The sequence below is a fragment of the Pseudoclavibacter helvolus genome (genome assembly GCF_049707175.1).
GTDB classification, from domain to species: Bacteria; Actinomycetota; Actinomycetes; order Actinomycetales; family Microbacteriaceae; genus Pseudoclavibacter; species Pseudoclavibacter helvolus_A.
Map to the genome: position 1 here is coordinate 212,583 of NZ_JBNAFM010000005.1, position 21,339 is coordinate 233,921.

The 21,339-nt window shown below is 65.4% G+C and carries 22 protein-coding genes and 1 pseudogene; all 23 read left to right on the forward strand.

The features are described from left to right. Window positions 1-44 precede the first annotated feature (44 nt). Entirely contained in the window at window positions 45-3,923 is a 3,879-nt protein-coding gene (locus ACPYN9_RS06130) for a DNA-directed RNA polymerase subunit beta' (protein ID WP_424464869.1), read from the forward strand. A gap of 125 nt (window positions 3,924-4,048) precedes the next feature. Then, window positions 4,049-6,031, forward strand: coding sequence for a hypothetical protein (locus ACPYN9_RS06135; RefSeq protein ID WP_424464871.1), 1,983 nt, complete (start codon window positions 4,049-4,051; stop codon window positions 6,029-6,031). Continuing rightward, window positions 6,028-6,516 (forward strand): hypothetical protein, encoded by a 489-nt coding sequence (locus ACPYN9_RS06140; RefSeq protein ID WP_424464872.1) that lies wholly within the window; start codon window positions 6,028-6,030, stop codon window positions 6,514-6,516. The genes ACPYN9_RS06135 and ACPYN9_RS06140 overlap by 4 nt, the downstream gene beginning before the upstream one ends. A 19-nt stretch (window positions 6,517-6,535) precedes the next feature. Next, entirely contained in the window at window positions 6,536-7,054 is a 519-nt protein-coding gene (locus ACPYN9_RS06145; RefSeq protein WP_424464874.1) for a hypothetical protein, read from the forward strand. 262 nt (window positions 7,055-7,316) lie between these two features. Continuing rightward, on the forward strand, window positions 7,317-7,691 hold the full coding sequence (gene rpsL / locus ACPYN9_RS06150; protein ID WP_068479306.1) for a 30S ribosomal protein S12: 375 nt from the start codon (window positions 7,317-7,319) through the stop codon (window positions 7,689-7,691). Beyond that, on the forward strand, window positions 7,691-8,161 hold the full coding sequence (gene rpsG / locus ACPYN9_RS06155; protein WP_104254040.1) for a 30S ribosomal protein S7: 471 nt from the start codon (window positions 7,691-7,693) through the stop codon (window positions 8,159-8,161). The genes rpsL and rpsG overlap by 1 nt, the downstream gene beginning before the upstream one ends. Window positions 8,162-8,215: 54 nt before the next feature. Beyond that, window positions 8,216-10,330, forward strand: coding sequence for an elongation factor G (gene fusA / locus ACPYN9_RS06160; RefSeq protein WP_424464876.1), 2,115 nt, complete (start codon window positions 8,216-8,218; stop codon window positions 10,328-10,330). A 120-nt stretch (window positions 10,331-10,450) separates the two neighbouring features. Continuing rightward, window positions 10,451-11,644: an elongation factor Tu gene (tuf, locus tag ACPYN9_RS06165; RefSeq protein WP_068479300.1), complete on the forward strand. Its 1,194-nt coding sequence runs from the start codon at window positions 10,451-10,453 to the stop codon at window positions 11,642-11,644. Window positions 11,645-11,909: 265 nt separating this feature from the next. Next, window positions 11,910-14,015 carry an acyltransferase family protein gene (locus ACPYN9_RS06170; protein WP_424464878.1) on the forward strand — a complete coding sequence of 702 codons (2,106 nt, stop codon included), beginning with the start codon at window positions 11,910-11,912 and terminating at the stop codon, window positions 14,013-14,015. Window positions 14,016-14,390: 375 nt separating this feature from the next. Next, the gene (gene rpsJ / locus ACPYN9_RS06175) at window positions 14,391-14,699 is read left to right on the forward strand and encodes a 30S ribosomal protein S10 (protein ID WP_068479296.1); all 309 of its coding nucleotides are present in this window, start codon (window positions 14,391-14,393) and stop codon (window positions 14,697-14,699) included. Between the two features lie 8 nt (window positions 14,700-14,707). Beyond that, a complete protein-coding gene (gene rplC, locus ACPYN9_RS06180) occupies window positions 14,708-15,361 on the forward strand; it encodes a 50S ribosomal protein L3 (protein WP_104242682.1) in 654 nt (217 codons plus the stop codon). A gap of 6 nt (window positions 15,362-15,367) precedes the next feature. Then, window positions 15,368-16,015 carry a 50S ribosomal protein L4 gene (gene rplD / locus ACPYN9_RS06185; protein WP_424464880.1) on the forward strand — a complete coding sequence of 216 codons (648 nt, stop codon included), beginning with the start codon at window positions 15,368-15,370 and terminating at the stop codon, window positions 16,013-16,015. Next, entirely contained in the window at window positions 16,012-16,311 is a 300-nt protein-coding gene (gene rplW / locus ACPYN9_RS06190) for a 50S ribosomal protein L23 (protein ID WP_424464882.1), read from the forward strand. The genes rplD and rplW overlap by 4 nt, the downstream gene beginning before the upstream one ends. Window positions 16,312-16,336: 25 nt before the next feature. Continuing rightward, the gene (gene rplB, locus ACPYN9_RS06195; RefSeq protein ID WP_424464883.1) at window positions 16,337-17,176 is read left to right on the forward strand and encodes a 50S ribosomal protein L2; all 840 of its coding nucleotides are present in this window, start codon (window positions 16,337-16,339) and stop codon (window positions 17,174-17,176) included. Between the two features lie 11 nt (window positions 17,177-17,187). Then, a complete protein-coding gene (gene rpsS, locus ACPYN9_RS06200) occupies window positions 17,188-17,469 on the forward strand; it encodes a 30S ribosomal protein S19 (protein WP_068479286.1) in 282 nt (93 codons plus the stop codon). A gap of 24 nt (window positions 17,470-17,493) precedes the next feature. Continuing rightward, window positions 17,494-17,877 carry a 50S ribosomal protein L22 gene (gene rplV, locus ACPYN9_RS06205; RefSeq protein WP_068479284.1) on the forward strand — a complete coding sequence of 128 codons (384 nt, stop codon included), beginning with the start codon at window positions 17,494-17,496 and terminating at the stop codon, window positions 17,875-17,877. Next, entirely contained in the window at window positions 17,877-18,635 is a 759-nt protein-coding gene (gene rpsC / locus ACPYN9_RS06210) for a 30S ribosomal protein S3 (protein WP_104242676.1), read from the forward strand. The genes rplV and rpsC overlap by 1 nt, the downstream gene beginning before the upstream one ends. Window positions 18,636-18,637: 2 nt before the next feature. After that, on the forward strand, window positions 18,638-19,054 hold the full coding sequence (gene rplP, locus ACPYN9_RS06215; RefSeq protein WP_424464886.1) for a 50S ribosomal protein L16: 417 nt from the start codon (window positions 18,638-18,640) through the stop codon (window positions 19,052-19,054). A 2-nt stretch (window positions 19,055-19,056) separates the two neighbouring features. Next, a complete protein-coding gene (rpmC, locus tag ACPYN9_RS06220; RefSeq protein WP_068479277.1) occupies window positions 19,057-19,386 on the forward strand; it encodes a 50S ribosomal protein L29 in 330 nt (109 codons plus the stop codon). Continuing rightward, a complete protein-coding gene (gene rpsQ / locus ACPYN9_RS06225; RefSeq protein ID WP_424464889.1) occupies window positions 19,386-19,682 on the forward strand; it encodes a 30S ribosomal protein S17 in 297 nt (98 codons plus the stop codon). Before rpmC ends, rpsQ begins: the two co-directional genes overlap by 1 nt. Window positions 19,683-19,721: 39 nt before the next feature. Continuing rightward, the gene (gene rplN / locus ACPYN9_RS06230; RefSeq protein WP_068479273.1) at window positions 19,722-20,090 is read left to right on the forward strand and encodes a 50S ribosomal protein L14; all 369 of its coding nucleotides are present in this window, start codon (window positions 19,722-19,724) and stop codon (window positions 20,088-20,090) included. A 3-nt stretch (window positions 20,091-20,093) separates the two neighbouring features. Continuing rightward, window positions 20,094-20,438, forward strand: a pseudogene (gene rplX / locus ACPYN9_RS06235) (50S ribosomal protein L24); the annotation flags it as partial. Between the two features lie 113 nt (window positions 20,439-20,551). Next, window positions 20,552-21,139 (forward strand): 50S ribosomal protein L5, encoded by a 588-nt coding sequence (gene rplE, locus ACPYN9_RS06240; RefSeq protein ID WP_424464891.1) that lies wholly within the window; start codon window positions 20,552-20,554, stop codon window positions 21,137-21,139. The last annotated feature ends 200 nt before the right edge of the window (window positions 21,140-21,339 follow it).

Below are 21,339 nucleotides of genomic sequence, written 5' to 3' on the forward strand. Positions count from 1 at the left end.
TCCCGTACACGACGAAGACTTTTCTTCACAAGGAGACAACAGCATTGTTGGATGCAACCAAGTTTGATGAACTGCGCATCGGCCTCGCCACGGCCGATGACATTCGCAAGTGGTCGTACGGCGAGGTCAAGAAGCCAGAGACCATCAACTACCGCACGCTCAAGCCAGAGAAGGACGGCCTGTTCGGCGAGCAGATCTTCGGCCCTTCCCGCGACTGGGAGTGTGCCTGCGGCAAGTACAAGCGCGTGCGCTTCAAGGGCATCGTCTGTGAGCGATGCGGCGTCGAGGTCACGAAGTCGGCAGTGCGCCGTGAGCGCATGGGCCACATCGAGCTCGCCGCGCCCGTCACGCACATCTGGTACTTCAAGGGCGTTCCGAGCCGTCTCGGCTACCTGCTCGACATGGCGCCGAAGGACCTCGAAAAGGTCATCTACTTCGCGGCCTACATGGTCATCTCGGTCGACGAGGAAGGCCGTCGCGACGACCTCAGCGGCCTCGAGAGCGAGATGCGTCTCGAGCTCAAGAGCCTGAACGACCAGAAGGATGCGGCCATCGCGGCTCGCATGCTGCGCCTCGAAGAGGAGCTTGCTGCCCTCGAGGCCGAGGGTGCGAAGGCAGACCAGCTCCGCAAGACGAAGGACGCCGGCGAGAAGGAGATGGGTCAGCTCCGCAAGGGGTTCGACGAGGACATCACCCGCGTCGAGCGTGTCTTCGAGTCGTTCAAGAACCTCAAGGTCGGCGAGCTGAAGCCTGAGGACACGGACTTCCACGAGCTGGTCGACCGCTACGGCGACTACTTCGAGGCCCACATGGGTGCCGAGTCCATTCAGAAGCGCCTCCAGAACTTCGACCTCAAGGCCGAAGGCGAGCTCCTGCGTACGCAGATCGCCGAGGGCAAGGGGCAGAAGAAGATCCGCGCCATCAAGCGCCTCAAGGTCGTCTCGTCGTTCCTCGCCACGGGCAACAGCCCCGCGGCGATGGTCCTGGATGTCGTCCCGGTCATCCCGCCGGAGCTCCGCCCCATGGTGCAGCTCGACGGTGGCCGCTTCGCCACCAGCGACCTCAACGACCTCTACCGTCGTGTGATCAACCGCAACAACCGCCTCCGCCGCCTGCTCGACCTCGGTGCCCCCGAGATCATCGTGAACAACGAGAAGCGCATGCTCCAGGAGTCGGTCGACGCGCTGTTCGACAACGGCCGTCGCGGACGCCCCGTCACGGGAACCGGCAACCGCGCCCTCAAGTCCCTCAGCGACATGCTAAAGGGCAAGCAGGGACGCTTCCGCCAGAACCTGCTCGGCAAGCGTGTCGACTACTCGGGCCGTTCGGTCATCATCGTGGGTCCGCAGCTGCGCATGCACCAGTGCGGCCTTCCTAAGCAGATGGCGCTCGAGCTGTTCAAGCCGTACGTCATCAAGCGACTGATCGACCTGCAGCACGCCTCCAACATCAAGGCAGCCAAGCGTGCCGTTGAGCGCGCGAAGCCCGAGGTGTGGGACGTCCTCGAAGAGGTCATCCGTGAGCGTCCGGTGCTGCTCAACCGTGCACCTACGCTGCACCGTCTCGGCATCCAGGCGTTCGAGCCGCTGCTCGTCGAGGGTAAGGCGATCCAGCTGCACCCGCTCGTCTGCGCGGCGTTCAACGCCGACTTCGACGGTGACCAGATGGCCGTCCACCTGCCGCTGTCGGTCGAGGCTCAGGCCGAGGCTCGCGTGCTGATGCTCGCGTCGAACAACATCCTCAAGCCGTCGGATGGCCGCCCCGTCACCCTGCCCTCGCAGGACATGGTTGCCGGTTTGTACCACCTGACGACGCTGCAGGACGACGTCGAGGGCGCCGGGCGAGTGTTCTCCTCGACCGCCGAGGCGATCATGGCGTTCGACCAGGGCTCGCTCGACCTCAACGCACCCATCAGGCTGCGCCTCACGGGCGTCACGTTCGAAGAGGGCAAGGCTCCAGAGGGCTACGTGCAGGGCGAGACGGCGCTCGTCGAGACGACGCTCGGACGCGCGCGGTTCAACGAGCTGCTCCCGGCCGACTACCCCTACGTCGAGGACACGATGACCAAGGGACGTCTGTCCGGTGTCGTCAACTACCTCGCGGAGCGGTACTCGAAGGACGAGGTCGCCGAGACGCTCGACCGCATCAAGGACGCCGGCTTCTACTGGGCCACACGCTCCGGAATCTCGATCGCCCTGAGCGACCTCGTGACGCCGGACTCGAAGCGAGAGATCGTCGAGCGCACCGAGGCAGAGGTCGCCGAGCTCCGCAACGAGTGGCAGGTCATGGGCGCGATCTCCGAGCAGGAGTACCGCGAAGAGGTCATCAAGAAGTGGGAAGCTGCCACCGCGCTCGTCGCCGACGAGATGCAGGCCGCCTTCCCGTCGACCAACTCCATCCACCGCATGGTCACGGCAGGCGCAAACGGTAACTGGCTGCAGGTTCGCCAGATCGCCGGTATGCGCGGCCTGGTCGCCAACCCGAAGGGTGAGACGATTCCTCGCCCGATCGTGCACTCGTACCGCGAGGGCCTCACCGTCGCCGAGTACTTCATCTCGACGCACGGTGCGCGTAAGGGTCTGGCTGACACGGCGCTCCGTACGGCCGACTCCGGATACCTGACGCGTCGACTCGTCGACGTCTCGCAGGACGTCATCATCCGCGAAGACGACTGCGGCACTGCTCGCGGCCTCGACATCCAGATCGCCCACATCACCGATGGTGGCGAGATCGTCGTGGACGACAACGTCGAGAACGCGGTCTACGCCCGCAGCATCTCGGTCGACGCGGTGGACGCTGACGGCAACGTCGTCGCGGCTGCCGGCACGGACATGGGTGACGTCGTCATCGGCCAGCTCATGGACGCGGGCATCACCGAGGTCAAGATCCGCTCCGTGCTGACGTGCGAGTCCAGCGTCGGCGTCTGCGCGGCCTGCTACGGCCGCTCGCTCGCCACGGGCAACCTCGTCGACATCGGCGAGGCGGTCGGCATCATCGCGGCACAGTCCATCGGCGAGCCGGGCACGCAGCTCACGATGCGTACGTTCCACTCCGGTGGTGTGTCGAGCGCTGGTGACATCACGCAGGGTCTCCCGCGCGTCCAGGAGCTCTTCGAGGCTCGCACCCCGAAGGGCGCATCGCCGCTCGCCGAGGCTGCAGGCCGAATCGAGATCCAGGACACCGACAAGTCGCGCAAGATCGTCCTCATCCCGGACAACGGCGACGAACCGCACATCTACCCGGTGCTGAAGCGCGCTGAGCTCCTCGTCGAGGACGGCCAGCACGTCGAGCACGGCCAGCAGCTGCACGAGGGTCCCATCGACCCGAAGGACGTGCTGCGCGTCAAGGGTGCTCGCGAGGTGCAGAAGTACCTCGTCAGCGGTGTGCAGGGCGTCTACCGCTCGCAGGGTGTGCCGATTCACGACAAGCACATCGAGGTCATCGTCCGTCAGATGCTCCGCAAGATCACGGTCATCGACCACGGCGAGACCGACATGCTCCCCGGCGAGCTGGCTGACGGGCAGCGCTTCGCATCCGTCAACCGCGCCGCGGTCATGTCGGGGCGCAAGCCGGCCACCGGACGTCAGGAAGTCATGGGAATCACGAAGGCGTCGCTCGCGACCGAGTCGTGGCTCTCGGCCGCTTCCTTCCAGGAGACGACCCGCGTGCTCACGCAGGCCGCCATGGAAGCGACGACCGACCCGCTTGTCGGCCTCAAGGAGAACGTCATCATCGGTCGACTCATCCCGGCAGGTACTGGCTTGACCAAGTACCGCGAGATGTCCGTCGAGCCGACCGACGAGGCCCGCGCAGAGCGGTACCCGTTCGGCGCCGACGAGGGCAGCTTCGACGAGAACGACCTCACGTTCGTCGACTTCGAGGCATTCTCGAGCGACGACTTCGGCGGTTCGAACTTCAGCTAGCACTGGAGTCGTGACGGTTCGCCGTCGCGCACCGCGAACGCCCCCACCCATCACGGGTGGGGGCGTTCGTGCGTCTGCGGCTTGTCACCAGGGAGAACTGGGCGCGCAGCCCTAACGTTGGCGTCATGAGTGACGACACGCGCGCGCCTCGCCAGCCTTTCGACGACGGCCCGAACCACGAAGCGGGCACCGAAGCGGGTGACCCCAGAGAGCTCCCCGACGCCCAGGACCAGCTTGAGGCGGCGCTCGCGCGTAGCCGCGGCATCGGCGAGGACGGCGATGTCCAGTCAGGAGAAGTGCTCGCCGGTGACGACGTGGCGTTCGACGGGGGTGCCGAGGCGCCGACCGACCCCGCGCTAGCTCCAGCCGACGACGTGAGCGTCGCCTTCGCCGATCCGCTCGCGCACGACACGACCGATCCCAACGCGACCGTCGGGCTCGACCGAGATGAGCTCGCCGCGGTGCTCGCGAATGGGCCTGTCGCCCAGAGCACACCCGGCACCCCCGCTGCAGCGTCATCGACCGACGAGTCGGAGGCCCAGAACGACGCGAGCGACGAGTCGGGCGCCGACGAGGATGCAGCTCCAGTCCCCGCTGACGGCGGGCATCCTGTTGCCGGGGACGTCGCCGGACTCGAGGCCGCGAGCGAAGCCGAACCTGAGCGCGAGGCATACGAGGGTGCGGGTGTCGACACCGAGCCGCCGTCCGGGGCCGTGGTGGGCACCGAGCGTTCCGCGGGCACCGCTGTCACAGAGCAGGCGCACGATTCCGAGCAGGTTCCCCCCACAGAGCGTGTCATCGCCGAGGAGGACGACGCCGCCGTCTTCCCAGCTACGGAACCCGTTCCCGCACACGATCTCGCCGCAGACGCCATCGGTGCAGAATCTGTCGCGGCGATCACCGTCGACGCCGAAGGCTCGGCGACGGCACCGGACGACGAACGAGACGCGCCGCGGCGAACGCTCGAGATCGATCGGACGGCGGCTCGCGTGGCGGCCGTCTCCTCGACTCCGCCCGTCGCGGCGGCAGCCTCACCCGCAGACGACGATTCGGACGCGTCGACGGCCGAGACGGCGGTTGCAGCGCCCCAGGACGATGCGGCGGCGAGTATCCACGGCGTCGAGCGTGCAGAGGCAGAGGTCGTCGTTACCGAGACCGTGACGGAGCAGCTCGCCGACGACGGAGAGACCGTCGAGGCGGTTACCGTGACCGAGCGCGTCGAGGTGCTCGACGGCACGGGCACGGGCCAGCAGGCCGATGACGGTGCCGCTGCATCGTCTCCGGCCCCTGACGCCGCCCTGGAGCACGACAGCATGGGCGGCGGGGGAGCGGCTCCTGTCGCCATCGCGGCAGCCGACACCGCCGACGTGAGCTCGCTGGAGGGCACAGGGACGTCGGGCGACGACGGGCCAGCACCGGATGCGCCAGACGTGGCGCCGTCTGCGGCCACCGCGCCGGCGGCCTCCGCTGACGATGACTCGACCTTCGCCCCGCTTCGATTGTCTGCACCGACCGACAGCGACGACCTGGCGCCAGTGAAGCCGAAGAAGCGCGGGAACCGCATGTTCGCGGTCTTCGTCGCCCTCGTCGCCTCGGTCGTCTTCGCCGCGCTGTACCTGCTGGCCTTTGCCCTGCTGCGAACCGCGTTCAACACGGGCCTCGACCCGATCGGGGAGGCCTCGGAGTTCGCCATCACCGCGGCCTTCACGGTGCCGGTGACCGTCTTCGCGGCGTTCGGCGTGCTCTGGGCGCTCATCGTGAACCGGGCCGGGTGGTGGGCTTACGTCCTCGGCGGCTTCCTCGCAGCCGCCCTCGTGCTCTGTGGCTACTACTTCGGCGCGGCGCTCCAGCAGCACCTCGCCGACGGCCTGCCGCTCGCGAGCATCCAACTCGACGAGGTCCTCGCGAAGTTCCGCGCATCGGAGCACCTCTTGACGGCGCTCGTCGCCGCCATCGCCGCGCGAGAGGCCTTCACCTGGGTCGGCGGCATCGCGGCCGCACGTGGACGCCGGGTCTCGCGAGCGAATCGCCTGGCAAAACTCGGCTACGAGAAGCGCATGGCTGAGCGTGCGGCCGAGACCGCAGCCGCGAACGGGGAGAGCGCATGAGCGACGACCGCACGCGACGGCTCACGCTGCCGAGCGAGGACTTCCCGGCCTTCCCACAGATCGCCATCGACATCCCCGCCGGCTGGGAGCCGCTGCAGTGGGCAGGATCCGTGCTCGGCGCGCGGCATCTGGTCGCCACGAACGGCTTCAACCCGAACGTGCTCGTGACGATCGAGCGCTGGCCGGGAACGATCTCGCACGAGGATGCGCTGACGGTGCTCCGTCAGCGCGTCGCGCAGAGCGGTGGCAAGGAACGGAGTGCCGTCACCGAGGTGGAGCCCGTGCCCTCGCATTATGTCGAGTCGACGCAGCGCGAACCGAAGCTCGGGGGACTCGAGGTGCGCTCGAAGATGGTGGTCCTGCATCGCGGCCCCGTGACCGAGATCGTCACCGCGGTCGGCACGAGCACCGCGGCACAGTCGACGCACATCGGCAAGGACATCGCCCTCATCGTGCGCGGCCTGCAGGTCGAGGTTGACTCCTGAGCGAGGCGGCCACCACCGAATGACCGAGTGCCTCGACGCGGAGCTGCCGCCTGATCCCGGTTCCACCTGGGCAAGGGCTGCGACCTGGGGTGCCGTCAGCGGACTCGTCTTCGCCTCGCTGGTGATCGCGACCTGGGGCTTCGTGGCGCTCGGACTCGACCGCGATGTCATCGATCTTCCAGGGGTCGGCGTCCTCGTGGCGCCGCTCGCCGTCGCCGCCGCGACGATCGTGGTCGCTGCTACTGCTGCGATCGCCCTCCGAAGGCGCTTTCACGGCAAGCCCGGCGTGGCCTGGCTCACCGTCCTCTGCGCCCTCGTGTCGTGGCTCACCTTCACGATCGCGGCTGGCCTCGCCGCCTCCGCCTCGCGCCCTGCGGCGGGGGAGCCCGAAGTGCAGCTCGCGCTGCCGAGCCAGGTTGTCGTGAGCCTCGCCACGAGCCCGTTTGGTCTGGCCATCGTCCCGCTGTCGGTGCTCGTCATCGTGGCGGTCCTGCTCTCGACGGCCCGACCCGCCGGGGGCGATCGGGGTGCCGCTTGACCCTGCAAAACTCACGGGGTAGGATTTTTCGGTGCGCGCGCCCTGTCGCGCCCAAAACCGTGCGAACGTTGAAACTGTGAAGAAACTGCAGTCCAACGCGCAACTGTAAGCAACGCCAGTCGCCTCGGCTGCCACCGCTTCACCAACCAGCGATACCAGAGATTTTGTACCGCCGGTCGGTTATCAAGAGGCAAACAGTGCCTCGTAGGCACAGGAATCGTGCTTACCACGATCACGCAGTACAAAACCAAGGAGATTATTCGTGCCAACAATTCAGCAGTTGGTCCGCAAGGGCCGCCGCCCCAAGGCGTCGGCGTCCAAGACGCCAGCCCTGAAGGCCAACCCTCAGCAGCGCGGGGTTTGCACCCGCGTCTACACCACGACGCCCAAGAAGCCGAACTCGGCGCTCCGCAAGGTCGCTCGTGTCAAGCTGTCGAACGGCACCGAGGTGACCGCCTACATCCCAGGTGAGGGCCACAACCTCCAGGAGCACTCGATGGTGCTCGTCCGCGGCGGTCGTGTGAAGGACCTCCCGGGTGTGCGGTACAAGATCGTCCGCGGTGCACTCGACACCCAGGCAGTGAAGAACCGCAAGCAGGCTCGCAGCCGTTACGGCGCGAAGATGGAGAAGAAGTAATGCCACGCAAGGGTCCAGCCCCGAAGCGCCCCGTGGTCGCCGACCCCGTGTACGGCGCCCCCATCGTCAGCCAGCTCGTCAACAAGATCCTTCTTGACGGCAAGAAGGGCCTCGCCGAGCGCATCGTCTACGACGCACTCGAGGGCGTCGCGGCGAAGTCCGACCAGGACGCCGTTGCGACCCTGAAGAAGGCGCTCGACAACGTTCGCCCCACGCTTGAGGTCCGCTCGCGTCGCGTCGGCGGCTCGACGTATCAGGTTCCGGTTGAGGTCAAGCCGCACCGCGCCAACACGCTCGCGCTCCGCTGGCTCACCAGCTACGCGAAGAACCGCCGTGAGAAGTCGATGACCGAGCGCCTCACGAACGAGATCCTCGACGCATCCAACGGCCTCGGTGCCGCGGTGAAGCGCCGTGAAGACACGCACAAGATGGCCGAGTCCAACAAGGCCTTCGCGCACTACCGCTGGTAATCCAGCAGCTGGTAGCCCTCACCACTCTCGCTTCAATCCTTTCGGAGGACACCCGTGGCACAGGACGTGCTTACTGACCTGAACAAGGTCCGCAACATCGGCATCATGGCGCACATCGATGCTGGCAAGACGACAACCACCGAGCGCATCCTGTTCTACACCGGTGTCAACCACAAGCTCGGCGAGACGCACGATGGCGCCTCGACGACGGACTGGATGGAGCAGGAGCAGGAGCGTGGCATCACGATCACCTCCGCTGCCGTGACGTCGTTCTGGAAGAAGAACCAGATCAACATCATCGACACGCCCGGACACGTCGACTTCACCGTCGAGGTGGAGCGCTCGCTCCGCGTCCTCGACGGCGCAGTCGCCGTGTTCGACGGCAAGGAGGGCGTTGAGCCCCAGTCGGAGACCGTTTGGCGTCAGGCCGACAAGTACGACGTTCCGCGCATCTGCTTCGTCAACAAGATGGACAAGCTCGGCGCCGACTTCTACTTCACGGTCGACACCATCGTGAACCGCCTCGGCGCGAAGCCGCTCGTCATCCAGCTCCCCATCGGTGCTGAGAACGACTTCATCGGCATCGTCGACCTGGTCGAGATGAACGCGAAGGTCTGGCCGAGCGACGCCAAGGGTGACACCACCCTCGGTGCGGCCTACGAGACGCAGGAGATCCCCGAGGACCTCAAGGAGCGCGCGGAGGAATACCGCACGAAGCTGCTCGAGGCCGTCGCCGAGACCGACGACGAGCTCATGGAGCGCTTCTTCGCGGGCGAGGAGATCTCGATCGCCGAGATCAAGGCCGCCATCCGCAAGCTCACCGTCACGAGCGAGATGTACCCCGTGCTCTGCGGCTCCGCGTTCAAGAACCGCGGTGTCCAGCCGATGCTCGATGCAGTCGTCGACTACCTCCCATCGCCGCTCGACGTTCCCGCCGTTGTCGGCATGAACCCGCGCGACGAGTCGGAGGAGCTCACGCGTCGTCCGAGCGCCGACGAGCCGTTCGCCGCGCTGGCATTCAAGATCGCCGTGCACCCCTTCTTCGGTCGTCTGATCTACACGCGCGTCTACTCGGGACACGTCCCGTCCGGTGCGCAGGTCGTCAACTCCTCGAAGGGCAAGAAGGAGCGCATCGGGAAGATCTTCCAGATGCACGCCAACAAGGAGAACCCGGTCGAGTCGATGACCGCGGGACACATCTACGCCGTCATCGGCCTCAAGGACACCATGACCGGTGACACCCTGAGCGACCCTGACAAGCAGATCGTCCTCGAGTCGATGACCTTCCCGGAGCCCGTCATCGAGGTCGCCATCGAGCCGAAGACCAAGGCCGACCAGGAGAAGCTCGGCACGGCCATCCAGAAGCTTGCTGAAGAAGACCCGACGTTCCGCGTCATGCTCGACCAGGAGACCGGTCAGACGGTCATCAAGGGCATGGGCGAGCTGCACCTCGACATCCTCGTCGACCGCATGAAGCGCGAGTTCAAGGTCGAGGCGAACGTGGGCAAGCCCCAGGTCGCCTACCGTGAGACGCTCACGAAGGTCGTCGAGAAGTTCGACTACACGCACAAGAAGCAGACGGGTGGCTCCGGCCAGTTCGCCAAGATCCAGATCAAGCTCGAGCCGCTTGAGATGGAAGCTGACAAGACCTACGAGTTCGTGAACGCCGTTACCGGTGGTCGCGTGCCTCGTGAGTACATCCCATCCGTGGATGCAGGTATCCAGGATGCGATGCAGGTCGGCGTCCTCGCCGGCTACCCGATGGTCGGCGTCAAGGCGTCGCTCCTCGATGGCGCTGCCCACGACGTCGACTCCTCGGAGATGGCGTTCAAGATCGCGGGCTCGATCGCGTTCAAGGAAGCAGCTCCCAAGGCCGGTCCCGTCATCCTCGAGCCGCTCATGGCGGTCGAGGTCCGTACTCCTGAGGAGTACATGGGCGACGTGATCGGCGACCTCAACTCGCGCCGCGGCCAGATCCAGTCGATGGAAGATGCCAGTGGTGTGAAGGTGGTGCGTGCACTCGTGCCGCTGTCGGAGATGTTCGGATACATCGGAGACCTGCGCAGCAAGACCTCTGGTCGTGCCGTGTACTCCATGACGTTCGAAACGTACGCCGAGGTCCCCAAGGCTGTTGCCGAGGAGATCATCCAGAAGAACCGGGGCGAGTAGCCCTTGCCGGCTCGGGTGACGCAGCGCGTCGCCCGAGCGGGTAACATTCATCACTGAAAACCCGGAAGTCATTCTGCGTCATTCGCGGACTGGCACCAACGACGTCCTAGGAGGACCACAGTGGCTAAGGCCAAGTTCGAGCGGACCAAGCCGCACGTAAACATCGGAACGATCGGTCACGTCGACCACGGCAAGACCACGCTCACCGCAGCGATCTCGAAGGTGCTTGCTGACAAGTACCCTTCGGCGACCAACGTGCAGCGTGACTTCGCGTCGATCGACTCCGCTCCGGAAGAGCGTCAGCGCGGTATCACGATCAACATCTCCCACGTCGAGTACGAGACGCCCAAGCGTCACTACGCTCACGTCGATGCTCCGGGTCACGCCGACTACATCAAGAACATGATCACGGGTGCTGCGCAGATGGATGGCGCAATCCTCGTGGTTGCCGCAACCGACGGCCCCATGGCCCAGACGCGTGAGCACGTTCTGCTCGCGAAGCAGGTCGGCGTGCCGTACCTCGTCGTGGCCCTGAACAAGGCTGACATGGTTGACGACGAGGAGATCCTGGAGCTCGTCGAGCTCGAGGTTCGCGAGCTCCTCTCCAGCCAGGACTACCCCGGCGACGACGCTCCTGTCGTCCAGGTCTCCGGCCTCAAGGCTCTTGAGGGCGACGAGAAGTGGGCAGAGAAGATCGTCGAGCTCATGCAGGCTGTCGACGACAACGTGCCGGAGCCCGTCCGCGACAAGGACAAGCCGTTCCTCATGCCCGTCGAGGACGTCTTCACGATCACCGGTCGTGGAACCGTTGTCACGGGTCGCGCCGAGCGTGGCACGCTCTCGATCAACTCGGACGTCGAGATCGTCGGCCTCCGCCCGACCGTCAAGACGACCGTCACGGGTATCGAGATGTTCCACAAGCAGCTCGACGAGGCGTGGGCCGGTGAGAACTGTGGTCTGCTCCTTCGTGGCACGAAGCGCGAGGACGTCGAGCGCGGTCAGGTCATCGTCGCTCCCGGTTCGGTCACGCCGCACACGAACTTCGAGGGCACTGCCTACATCCTCTCGAAGGACGAGGGTGGCCGTCACAACCCGTTCTTCACGAACTACCGCCCGCAGTTCTACTTCCGCACCACGGACGTGACCGGCGTCATCACCCTGCCCGAGGGCAAGGAAATGATCATGCCTGGTGACACCACCGACATGACGGTCGAGCTCATCCAGCCGATCGCCATGGAAGAGGGCCTCGGCTTCGCAATCCGTGAGGGTGGCCGCACGGTCGGCGCCGGCACGGTGACGAAGATCAACAAGTAAGCTTCCAGCTCACTGCACAGTGGGGTCGGACCTTCGGGTCCGGCCCCATTTTGCGTTCCCGGCACCGGCAGCACAGCGATGACACGGATGCACGCATCCTGGTTCGACGTGTTCGGGCCGGAATTCCTCGAATCCGGAAGCGGGTTAGAGTAGAACACTGTGCGTCGAGAGCACAGCCGCGGCCCCCGCCCCTTCCGCTCAGCCTCGACGCTGCCAGCGGAGGACCGACCGCCGCATGAGCGCAGCAGCACCAGGAGCTCGACGAATGTCCGTACGCGCAGAACGTCCCTTGAGGGCTTCAGCTCGACCGGCGCCGAACCGCTATCGCGACGACATTCAGGGGCTTCGCGCTGTCGCGTCGCTGCTCGTCGCCTCGTTCCACATCTGGTTCGGCACCGTCTCCGGTGGCGTTGACCTCTTCTTCGTGCTTGGCGGCTTCTTGCTCGCGACGACGCTCGTCGGCGAACTCGAACGGCGGGGGAGCATCCGTGTCTGGCAGTACGTCAAGCGCACCGCGACGCGCCTGTTCCCCATGGCGGGCCTCGTTCTGCTCGTCGTCTCCGCGGTGCTGCTCTTCACCGAGCCACCGCTCTCCTTCCAGCGCAACGTCACCGATGTCTTCGCGGCCGCCACCTACTGGGAGAACTGGCGCCTCGCCGGGGACGCGACCGACTACATCGCTGCGGGCCACGATAAGTCCGCGGTCCAGCACTTCTGGGCCATGTCCGTGCAAGGGCAGTCGACGCTCCTTCTCCTGGTCTTCGTGGTGCTGCTCGGGCTCCTCGCGAAGCGCGCGACGTGGCCGGTACGACGCGTGGCCGTCGTCGGGTTCGCCGTATTGACGATCGCGTCGTTCATCTCCGCGCTGAACGGTGTCGCCGTTGACCCCGTGCCCACGTACTACAGCACCTGGGCGCGGCTCTGGGAGTTCGGCATCGGCGCCATGGCGGCGCTCCTCGTCACGCGCATCCACCTGCCCACACGCGTGCGCGCCGTGCTGGGGAGTCTCGGCCTCGCGCTCGTGCTCACCGCCGGGCTTTTGCCGAGCAGCTGGCCCTACCCGGGCCTCATCGCTCTGTACCCAGTGGGCGGTGCCCTGCTCGTGCTCCTTGCTGGCGCATCCGGGGACCCGGTTGGTGGCAACCGGCTCCTCACCTGGAAGCCGCTGGTGTGGCTCGGGGGATTCTCGTACGGGCTGTACCTCTGGAGCTGGCCGATTCTGAAGCTCTACGTCGAGCTTTTCCCGGATCGGGCCGAGCCGGTCTCGTTCTTCGACGGCGTCATCCTGTTGGCCGTCTCGATCGCCGTCGCGTGGGCCGCGTCCAAGGGACTCAAGCTCCTGGGGCGGGTTCGGAACCCCATCTCGCAGGTCGACGCGTCAGCACCGAAATGGAAGTCGAACCCGCGCCTCCTCACGTCGGTGACGGTGCCCCTCGTCGCGCTCGTGACCTTCGTGGGCGTGCAGGTGGCACCCCAGGTGCACGAGGACGCAATCCAGGCGATCGAGCTCGCCCCCGCGGTGGCGAGCATCGACGACCTCGCCGCCGTCGTCGCGGATGCTGTGGCTGACCCGACCGTGCCGGACGGGGAGCTCATCAGCGGCGCTGAGGCGCGCAGCGAGGAATGGGAGCTCGACGACTGCGTGTCTGTCGCTTCCGACGAAGCCCTCGATCGCTGTGCCTATGGCGAGAGTGACGCGGACCGCGAGGTCTGGCTCGTCGGCGACTCGCAAGCGGTGACATGGGCCCCAGGGTTCCGAGAAGCGCTCGGCGAAGGCACGAAGCTGCAGCTCATGGGCCTCTCCATGTGCCCGTTCACGTCGGGCGCAGGGCTGGACAGCATCGATCACTACCGCGAGACCTGTGAAGGCCACAACGAGTGGGTCGTTGATCTCGCCACTGAGCGGCTGCCCGAGCTCGTCGTGATCTCCTATGGCGCCTGGTGGGTCGGCGACGGTTACGAGCACCTTGGCGACGATGTGGGTGCAGACCTCGGTCGGGGTTCGAGCGAGTACGTCCGTGCGCTCACCGACCTCGGCATCACGGTTGTGTGGCTCGACTCGGTGCCACCGACTCGGGACCTCGACGAGTGCATGGAAGCCTCCACCGTCGCCGAAGCGTCCCGCTACTGCGAGACGCCGTTCGGTGCGGAGCGCCAGCAGCGCGTCGACGAGCTCGCCGGGACGATGTCGGACGCGGGTGCCCAGGTGGTGCCGACGACATCGTGGTTCTGCGACCTCGAGGCGGCGGCCTGCCCGAACGTCGTTGCCGGCATGCCGGTGCACAGCGATCCGACGCACATCGGACGCCAGTACTCGCTCTACCTCTCGAACGTCATCGCGGACGCTGTGCTCGCTCCACAGGGGTTCTGAGCGCGCACGAGGATCGGCGCGACACGCCCGGGTTGCAAGAACAGGGGAGTGCGGTCTAAACTCGGTGAGTTCAGTATTTCGGGGCGCGGCGATAGTCGTGTGTTCGAATCACTGCCCGGAGTGTGCATAAGCGCCCCGCGTCGAAAGACGCCTGGTGCGCAGCTTAGGCCGCCGGCAGCAGAGCAAAGCTCCGGTCTCCGGAGACGACCTCACCGAGGTCCGATCCGGAAGACCGTCCATCAGCTTGAGCACACTCCTGTGCTCCGAGCAGGTGAACTTGACAGAAAAACAGTGGTGCGAATCCCGGCGTGAAGACGCCACGGGGTTGCATGCGAAGCCGCAATGGCGGCACGTCATTGAGAGAGAGAGTCAACCATGGCGGGACAGAAGATCCGCATTCGACTGAAGTCGTATGACCACGAGGTCATCGACAGCTCGGCGCGCAAGATCGTCGACACCGTAACCCGTGCTGGCGCCTCCGTCATCGGCCCGGTGCCCCTGCCTACCGAGAAGAACGTGATCGCTGTGATCCGTAGCCCTCACAAGTACAAGGACAGCCGCGAGCACTTCGAGATGCGCACCCACAAGCGTCTGATCGACATTGTCGACCCGACGCCGAAGGCCGTCGACTCGCTCATGCGTCTCGACCTTCCGGCCGACGTCAACATCGAGATCAAGCTCTAGGGAAACACATGTCTACCGCTACCAAGACGTTCAAGGGACTGCTGGGCACGAAGCTCGGTATGACCCAGGTCTGGGACGCTGAAAACCGTCTCGTCCCCGTCACGGTCATCCAGGTGAGCACCAACGTCGTCACCGAGATCATGACCGTCGAGAAGAACGGCTACGAAGCCGTTCAGATCGCCGCAGGCGCCATCGACCCGCGCAAGGTGAACAAGCCGGCAGCCGGCAAGTTCGCAGCAGCGGGCGTCACGCCGCGCCGCCACATCACCGAGCTTCGCACCGCTGACGCAGCCTCGTACACGATCGGCCAGGAGCTCGGCGCAGACACGTTCGAGCCCGGCACCAAGATCGATGTCGTCGGCACCAGCAAGGGCAAGGGCTTCGCCGGTGTCATGAAGCGCCACAACTTCTCCGGTGTTGGAGCCTCGCACGGTGCGCACAAGAACCACCGTCGTCCGGGCTCCATCGGTGCCTCCGCGACCCCGAGCCGTGTCTTCAAGGGCACGCGCATGGCTGGCCGCATGGGTGGCGACCGCGTCACCGTCCAGAACCTCACGGTTCACGCAGCCGACGCCGAGAAGGGCATCCTCCTCGTCAAGGGTGCTGTGCCCGGCCCCAAGGGTCGCCTCGTTTTCGTTCGCAACGCAGTGAAGGGGGCCTAGTTTCCTATGGCAACCAAGATTGACGTCATCGACGCAGCCGGCAAGAAGTCCGGCTCGGTCGAGCTGCCTGCTGCCATCTTCGATGCGCAGACCAACGTCCCGCTGATCCACCAGGTCGTCGTCGCACAGCGTGCAGCTGCTCGTCAGGGCACGCACAAGACGAAGAACCGCGGCGAGGTCTCCGGTTCGGGTCGCAAGCCGTTCAAGCAGAAGGGAACCGGCCGCGCACGCCAGGGCTCGGTGCGCATGCCGCAGCACACGGGTGGTGGAGTGGTCCACGGACCCACGCCGCGCAACTACTCGCAGCGCACCCCCAAGAAGATGATTGCAGCCGCCCTCATCGGCGCACTGAGCGACCGCGCACGCGGTGGCCACCTGCACATCGTCGACTCCCTCGTCACCGGCGAGAAGGCCTCGACCAAGGTCGCAGCCGCAGCGATCGCCAAGGTCGCGACGGGCCGCAACATCCTCGTCGTCCTCGACCGCAGCGATGAGCTCAGCCTGCTGAGCGTCCGCAACCTGAAGGCTCTCCACGTGCTCTTCGCGGACCAGCTCAACGCCTACGACGTGCTCGTCTCGGACGACATCCTCTTCACGAAGGCTGCCTACGACGCGTTCGTCGAGAGCAAGACCAGCAAGGAGCAGGGCGCATGAGCGCAAACAACAAGGACCCGCGCGACATCATCTTCGCGCCGGTGATCTCCGAGAAGAGCTACAGCCTGATCGACCAGGGCAAGTACACCTTCGAGGTCGACCCCCGTTCGAACAAGACCGAGATCAAGCTCGCCATCGAGCAGATCTTCGACGTCAAGGTCGACAAGGTCAACACCTTGAACCGCCAGGGCAAGACGCGCCGCACCCGCTTCGGGCTCGGCAAGCGCAAGGACACCAAGCGCGCCATCGTCTCGCTCAAGTCCGGCACCATCGACATCTTCTCGAACGCCGGTTAATCGAGAGCACAGAGGACGAATTCACATGGCTATTCGCAATTACAAGCCCACGACGCCTGGTCGTCGTGGAGCCTCGGTGTCCGAGTTCACCGAGATCACGCGCTCGACCCCTGAGAAGTCGCTGCTCCGCCCCCTGACCAAGTCGGGTGGACGCAACAACCAGGGACGCATCACGACCCGTCACATCGGTGGTGGCCACAAGCGCCAGTACCGCGTCATCGACTTCCGTCGCAACGACAAGGACGGCGTGAACGCCAAGGTCGCTCACATCGAGTACGACCCCAACCGCACCGCTCGCATCGCGCTGCTGCACTTCTTCGACGGAACCAAGCGCTACATCCTGGCTCCGAACAAGCTCAAGCAGGGCGACATCGTCGAGTCGGGCGCTGGCGCCGACATCAAGCCGGGCAACAACCTCCCGCTGCGCAACATCCCGACCGGTACGGTCATCCACGCCATCGAGCTCCGCCCAGGCGGCGGCGCGAAGATGGCACGCTCCGCAGGCGCATCCGTTCGCCTCGTCGCGAAGGACGGCCCCTACGCCCAGCTTCGTCTTCCGAGCGGCGAGGTCCGCAACGTTGACGTGCGCTGCCGCGCAACGATCGGCGAGGTCGGCAACGCCGAGCAGTCGAACATCAACCTGGGCAAGGCCGGCCGCAAGCGCTGGCTCGGCGTGCGCCCGACGGTCCGTGGTGTCGTCATGAACCCGGTCGACCACCCGCACGGTGGTGGTGAAGGTCGCACCTCCGGTGGACGTCACCCGGTGAGCCCCTGGGGTAAGCCAGAAGGCCGCACCCGTCGCCCCAACAAGGAGAGCGACAAGCTCATCGTCCGCCGTCGCCCTGCCGGCAAGAAGCGTAAGTAGGAGATCAGAAGATGCCTCGCAGTCTCAAGAAGGGCCCCTTCGTCGACGAACACCTCTTCCAGAAGGTGGTCAAGCAGAACGAAGCTGGCTCGAAGAACGTCATCAAGACCTGGTCGCGCCGATCGATGATCGTGCCGGACATGCTCGGCCACACCATCGCCGTGCACGACGGTCGCAAGCACATCCCCGTGTTTGTCACCGAAACCATGGTCGGCCACAAGCTCGGCGAGTTTGCACCGACCCGCACCTTCCGTGGACACGAGAAGGACGACAAGAAGGGTCGTCGCCGCTAACGCGGCGACGTGAAGGAGGAAAACATGGTGGAGTCGACCGCCCGCGTGCGGCACATCCGCGTCACCCCTCAGAAGGCTCGTCGCGTCGTCAACTTGATCCGCGGCAAGCAGGCGCTTGAAGCGCTCGCGATCCTGAAGTTCGCACCGCAGGGTGCCTCTGAGCCGGTCTACAAGGTTGTTGCATCCGCAATCGCCAACGCACGAGTCAAGGCAGACAAGGACAGCCAGTTCCTTGACGAGCGCGACCTCTACATCGCCAAGGCGTTCGTAGACGAGGGTGCAACCCTCAAGCGCTTCCGTCCGCGTGCACAGGGACGAGCATTCCGCATCAACAAGCGCACAAGCCACATCACGGTTGTGCTGGCGACGCCGGAGCTCGCCGAGGCCGAGAAGGGGAGCAGCAAGTAATGGGCCAGAAGATCAATCCGTACGGCTTCCGTCTCGGAATCACGACCGACCACGTCTCCCGCTGGTACGCAGACTCGACCAAGCCGGGTCAGCGCTACAGCGACTACGTGAAGGAAGACATCCGCATCCGCGAGTATCTCCAGAAGACACTCGACCGTGCCGGCGTCTCCCGCATCGAGATCGAGCGCACGCGTGACCGCGTTCGCGTCGACATCTACACGGCACGCCCCGGCATCGTCATCGGCCGTCGCGGAGCCGAGGCCGAGCGCATCCGCGCTGACCTCGAGAAGCTCACGGGCAAGCAGATCCAGCTGAACATCCTCGAGGTCAAGAACCCCGAGGCTGACGCTCAGCTGGTCGCGCAGGGCATCGCCGAGCAGCTCTCTGCTCGCGTCGCCTTCCGCCGTGCAATGCGCAAGGGCCTCCAGGGCGCTCAGCGTGCAGGTGCCAAGGGCATCCGCATCCAGGTCTCCGGCCGCCTCGGCGGCGCTGAGATGAGCCGCTCGGAGTTCTACCGCGAGGGACGCGTTCCGCTGCACACGCTCCGCGCCAACATCGACTACGGCTTCTACGAGGCCAAGACCACGTACGGTCGCATCGGTGTCAAGGTGTGGATCTACAAGGGCGACATGACCAACAAGGAACTCGCCCGCGAACAGGCCAACCAGAAGTCGTCCCGTGGGGACCGTAACGACCGCTCACGCCGTGGCCCGCGCCGCGACAACGAGAAGCAGGTCGCCGCAGGAGTTGAGGCGTAACCATGTTGATTCCACGTCGAGTCAAGCACCGTAAGCAGCACCGTCCGGACCGCAGCGGAATGTCGAAGGGTGGCAACACCGTCACGTTCGGCGAGTTCGGTATCCAGGCGCTCACCCCGTCTTACGTCACCAACCGTCAGATCGAGGCAGCTCGTATCGCGATGACCCGCCACATCAAGCGTGGCGGCAAGGTCTGGATCAACATCTACCCGGACCGCCCGATGACCGCTCGTCCCGCCGAAACCCGCATGGGTTCCGGTAAGGGTGCCGTCGACTCCTGGGTTGCCAACGTCAAGCCAGGTCGCGTCCTCTTCGAGGTCGCTGGCGTCAACGAGGAGCTCGCCCGCGAGGCCCTCACCCGCGCCATCCACAAGCTGCCGCTCAAGGCACGCATCATTTCGCGCGAGGAAGGCGAGTAATCATGGCGATTGGTACCAAGGAGCTCGCCACCACCGAGCTCGACAACTTCGAAGACGGACGTCTCGTCGAGGAGCTCAAGAAGGCCAAGGAAGAGCTGTTCAACCTGCGCTTCCAGGCTGTGACCAACCAGGTCGAAGAGCGTGGACGCATCCGTCAGGTCAAGCGCGACATCGCGCGCATCTACACGGTGATCCGCGAGCGTGAGCTCGGGATCCGCGCAACCCCGGCCCCGGTCGAGAAGCCGGCCAAGAAGTCGAAGGCCACCAAGGCTTCGAAGAAGGCCGAAGCCCCTGCGGCTGCGCCCGAGGCTGAGAACGAGGAGACCAAGTAATGGCTGAAAGCACGACACAGCCCGAGGCAGCGGAAGAAGCGCTCGAGCGCAACTACCGCAAGACCCGGCGCGGCTACGTCACGAGCGACAAGATGGACAAGACCATCACCGTCTCGGTCGAAGAGCGCGTCAAGCACCCCCTCTACGGCAAGGTGCTCCGCCGCTCGAGCAAGGTCAAGGCGCACGACGCCGACAACCAGGCCGGCATCGGCGACCTCGTCCTGATTGCAGAGACCCGTCCCCTCAGCGCTACCAAGCGCTGGCGCCTGGTCGAGATCCTGGAGAAGGCGAAGTAGGCCTCGCCTCTTCGACCGCTCAGCGAAGGAATTTGACAGATGCTTCAGCAAGAATCCCGAGTCCGGGTCGCCGACAACACCGGCGCCAAGGAACTCCTCACGATCCGTGTTCTCGGTGGCTCCGGCCGTCGTTACGCGGGAATCGGTGACGTCATCGTCGCGACCGTCAAGGACGCGATCCCTGGCGGCAACCTCAAGAAGGGTGAGGTCGTCAAGGCCGTCATCGTTCGCACAGTCAAGTCGACCCGTCGTCCCGACGGCTCGTACATCAAGTTCGACGAGAACGCAGCGGTCATCCTCAAGGGTGACAACGAGCCGCGTGGCACTCGAATCTTCGGACCGGTCGGTCGCGAGCTCCGCGACAAGAAGTTCATGAAGATCGTGTCGCTCGCGCCGGAGGTGATTTAACCCATGGCAACGATCCGCAAGGGAGACCTGGTCCAGGTCATCTCGGGCCCGAGCCAGGCTCGCGGTGGAGACCGCGGCAAGCAGGGCGAAGTGCTCGAGGTGCTCCGCGACGAGAACCGCGTTCTCGTCCAGGGCATCAACTTCGTGACCAAGCACGTGCGCGTCGGACAGACGCAGCGTGGCACGAAGACGGGTGGCCTCGAGACCGTCGAGGCTCCCATCCACATCTCCAACGTCGCCCTCGTTGACCCCGAGACCAAGCAGCCGGCTCGCACCGGTGTGAAGGTCGAAGAGGTCACGAAGGATGGCGTCACCAAGACGGTGCGCACGCGCGTCTTCAAGCCCTCTCGCCGCGCAGCGAAGCCTGTCAAGGCTGAGAAGGCAAAGGCTGAAAAGGCCGAGAAGAAGCCCGCGACCAAGGCCAAGGCCGCCGCATCGAAGAAGAAGGACGACGAGTAGACATGACGGACATCGCCACGGAGGCTGGCAAAATCCAGCCCCGTCTCAAGCTGAAGTACCGCGAAGAGCTCAAGGCTCAGCTGCAGGAAGAACTCGGCGTGAGCAACGTCCACCAGGTTCCCGGTCTCGTGAAGATCGTTGTGAACATGGGTGTTGGCGAGGCTGCTCGCGACGGCAAGATCATCGAAGGTGCCATCACGGACCTCACGGCGATCACCGGCCAGAAGCCCAAGGTCACGAAGGCGACGAAGTCCATCGCGCAGTTCAAGCTGCGTGAGGGCCAGCCCATCGGTGCGCACGTTACGCTGCGTGGCGACCGCATGTGGGAGTTCCTCGACCGCCTGCTCTCGCTCGCCCTTCCCCGCATCCGCGACTTCCGCGGTCTCAACGACCGCCAGTTCGACGGCAACGGGAACTACACGTTCGGCCTCACGGAGCAGGTAATGTTCCATGAGATCGACCCGGACAAGATCGACCGCACGCGCGGTATGGACATCACCGTCGTCACGACGGCAAAGAACGACGAAGAAGGACGCGCCCTCCTGGGCAAGCTCGGCTTCCCGTTCCACGCAGGTCTCCAGCAGAACTAGTCTGAACACCCGAGGGTCACGGCGCATGCCGTGACCCCATCGGGCTGTTGCAACCGCAACGGCTCGTCCACCACAGGTCGCGGGGGGGGGGGGGGGCCCCCCCCCACCCCCCCACCACAAAAACCCCCCCCCCCGGCACCAGAAAAAGACGCGCCCCGGGCGTTGTGAGGTGGAGCCGCGCGCCCCCCGCGCGGGGGGGC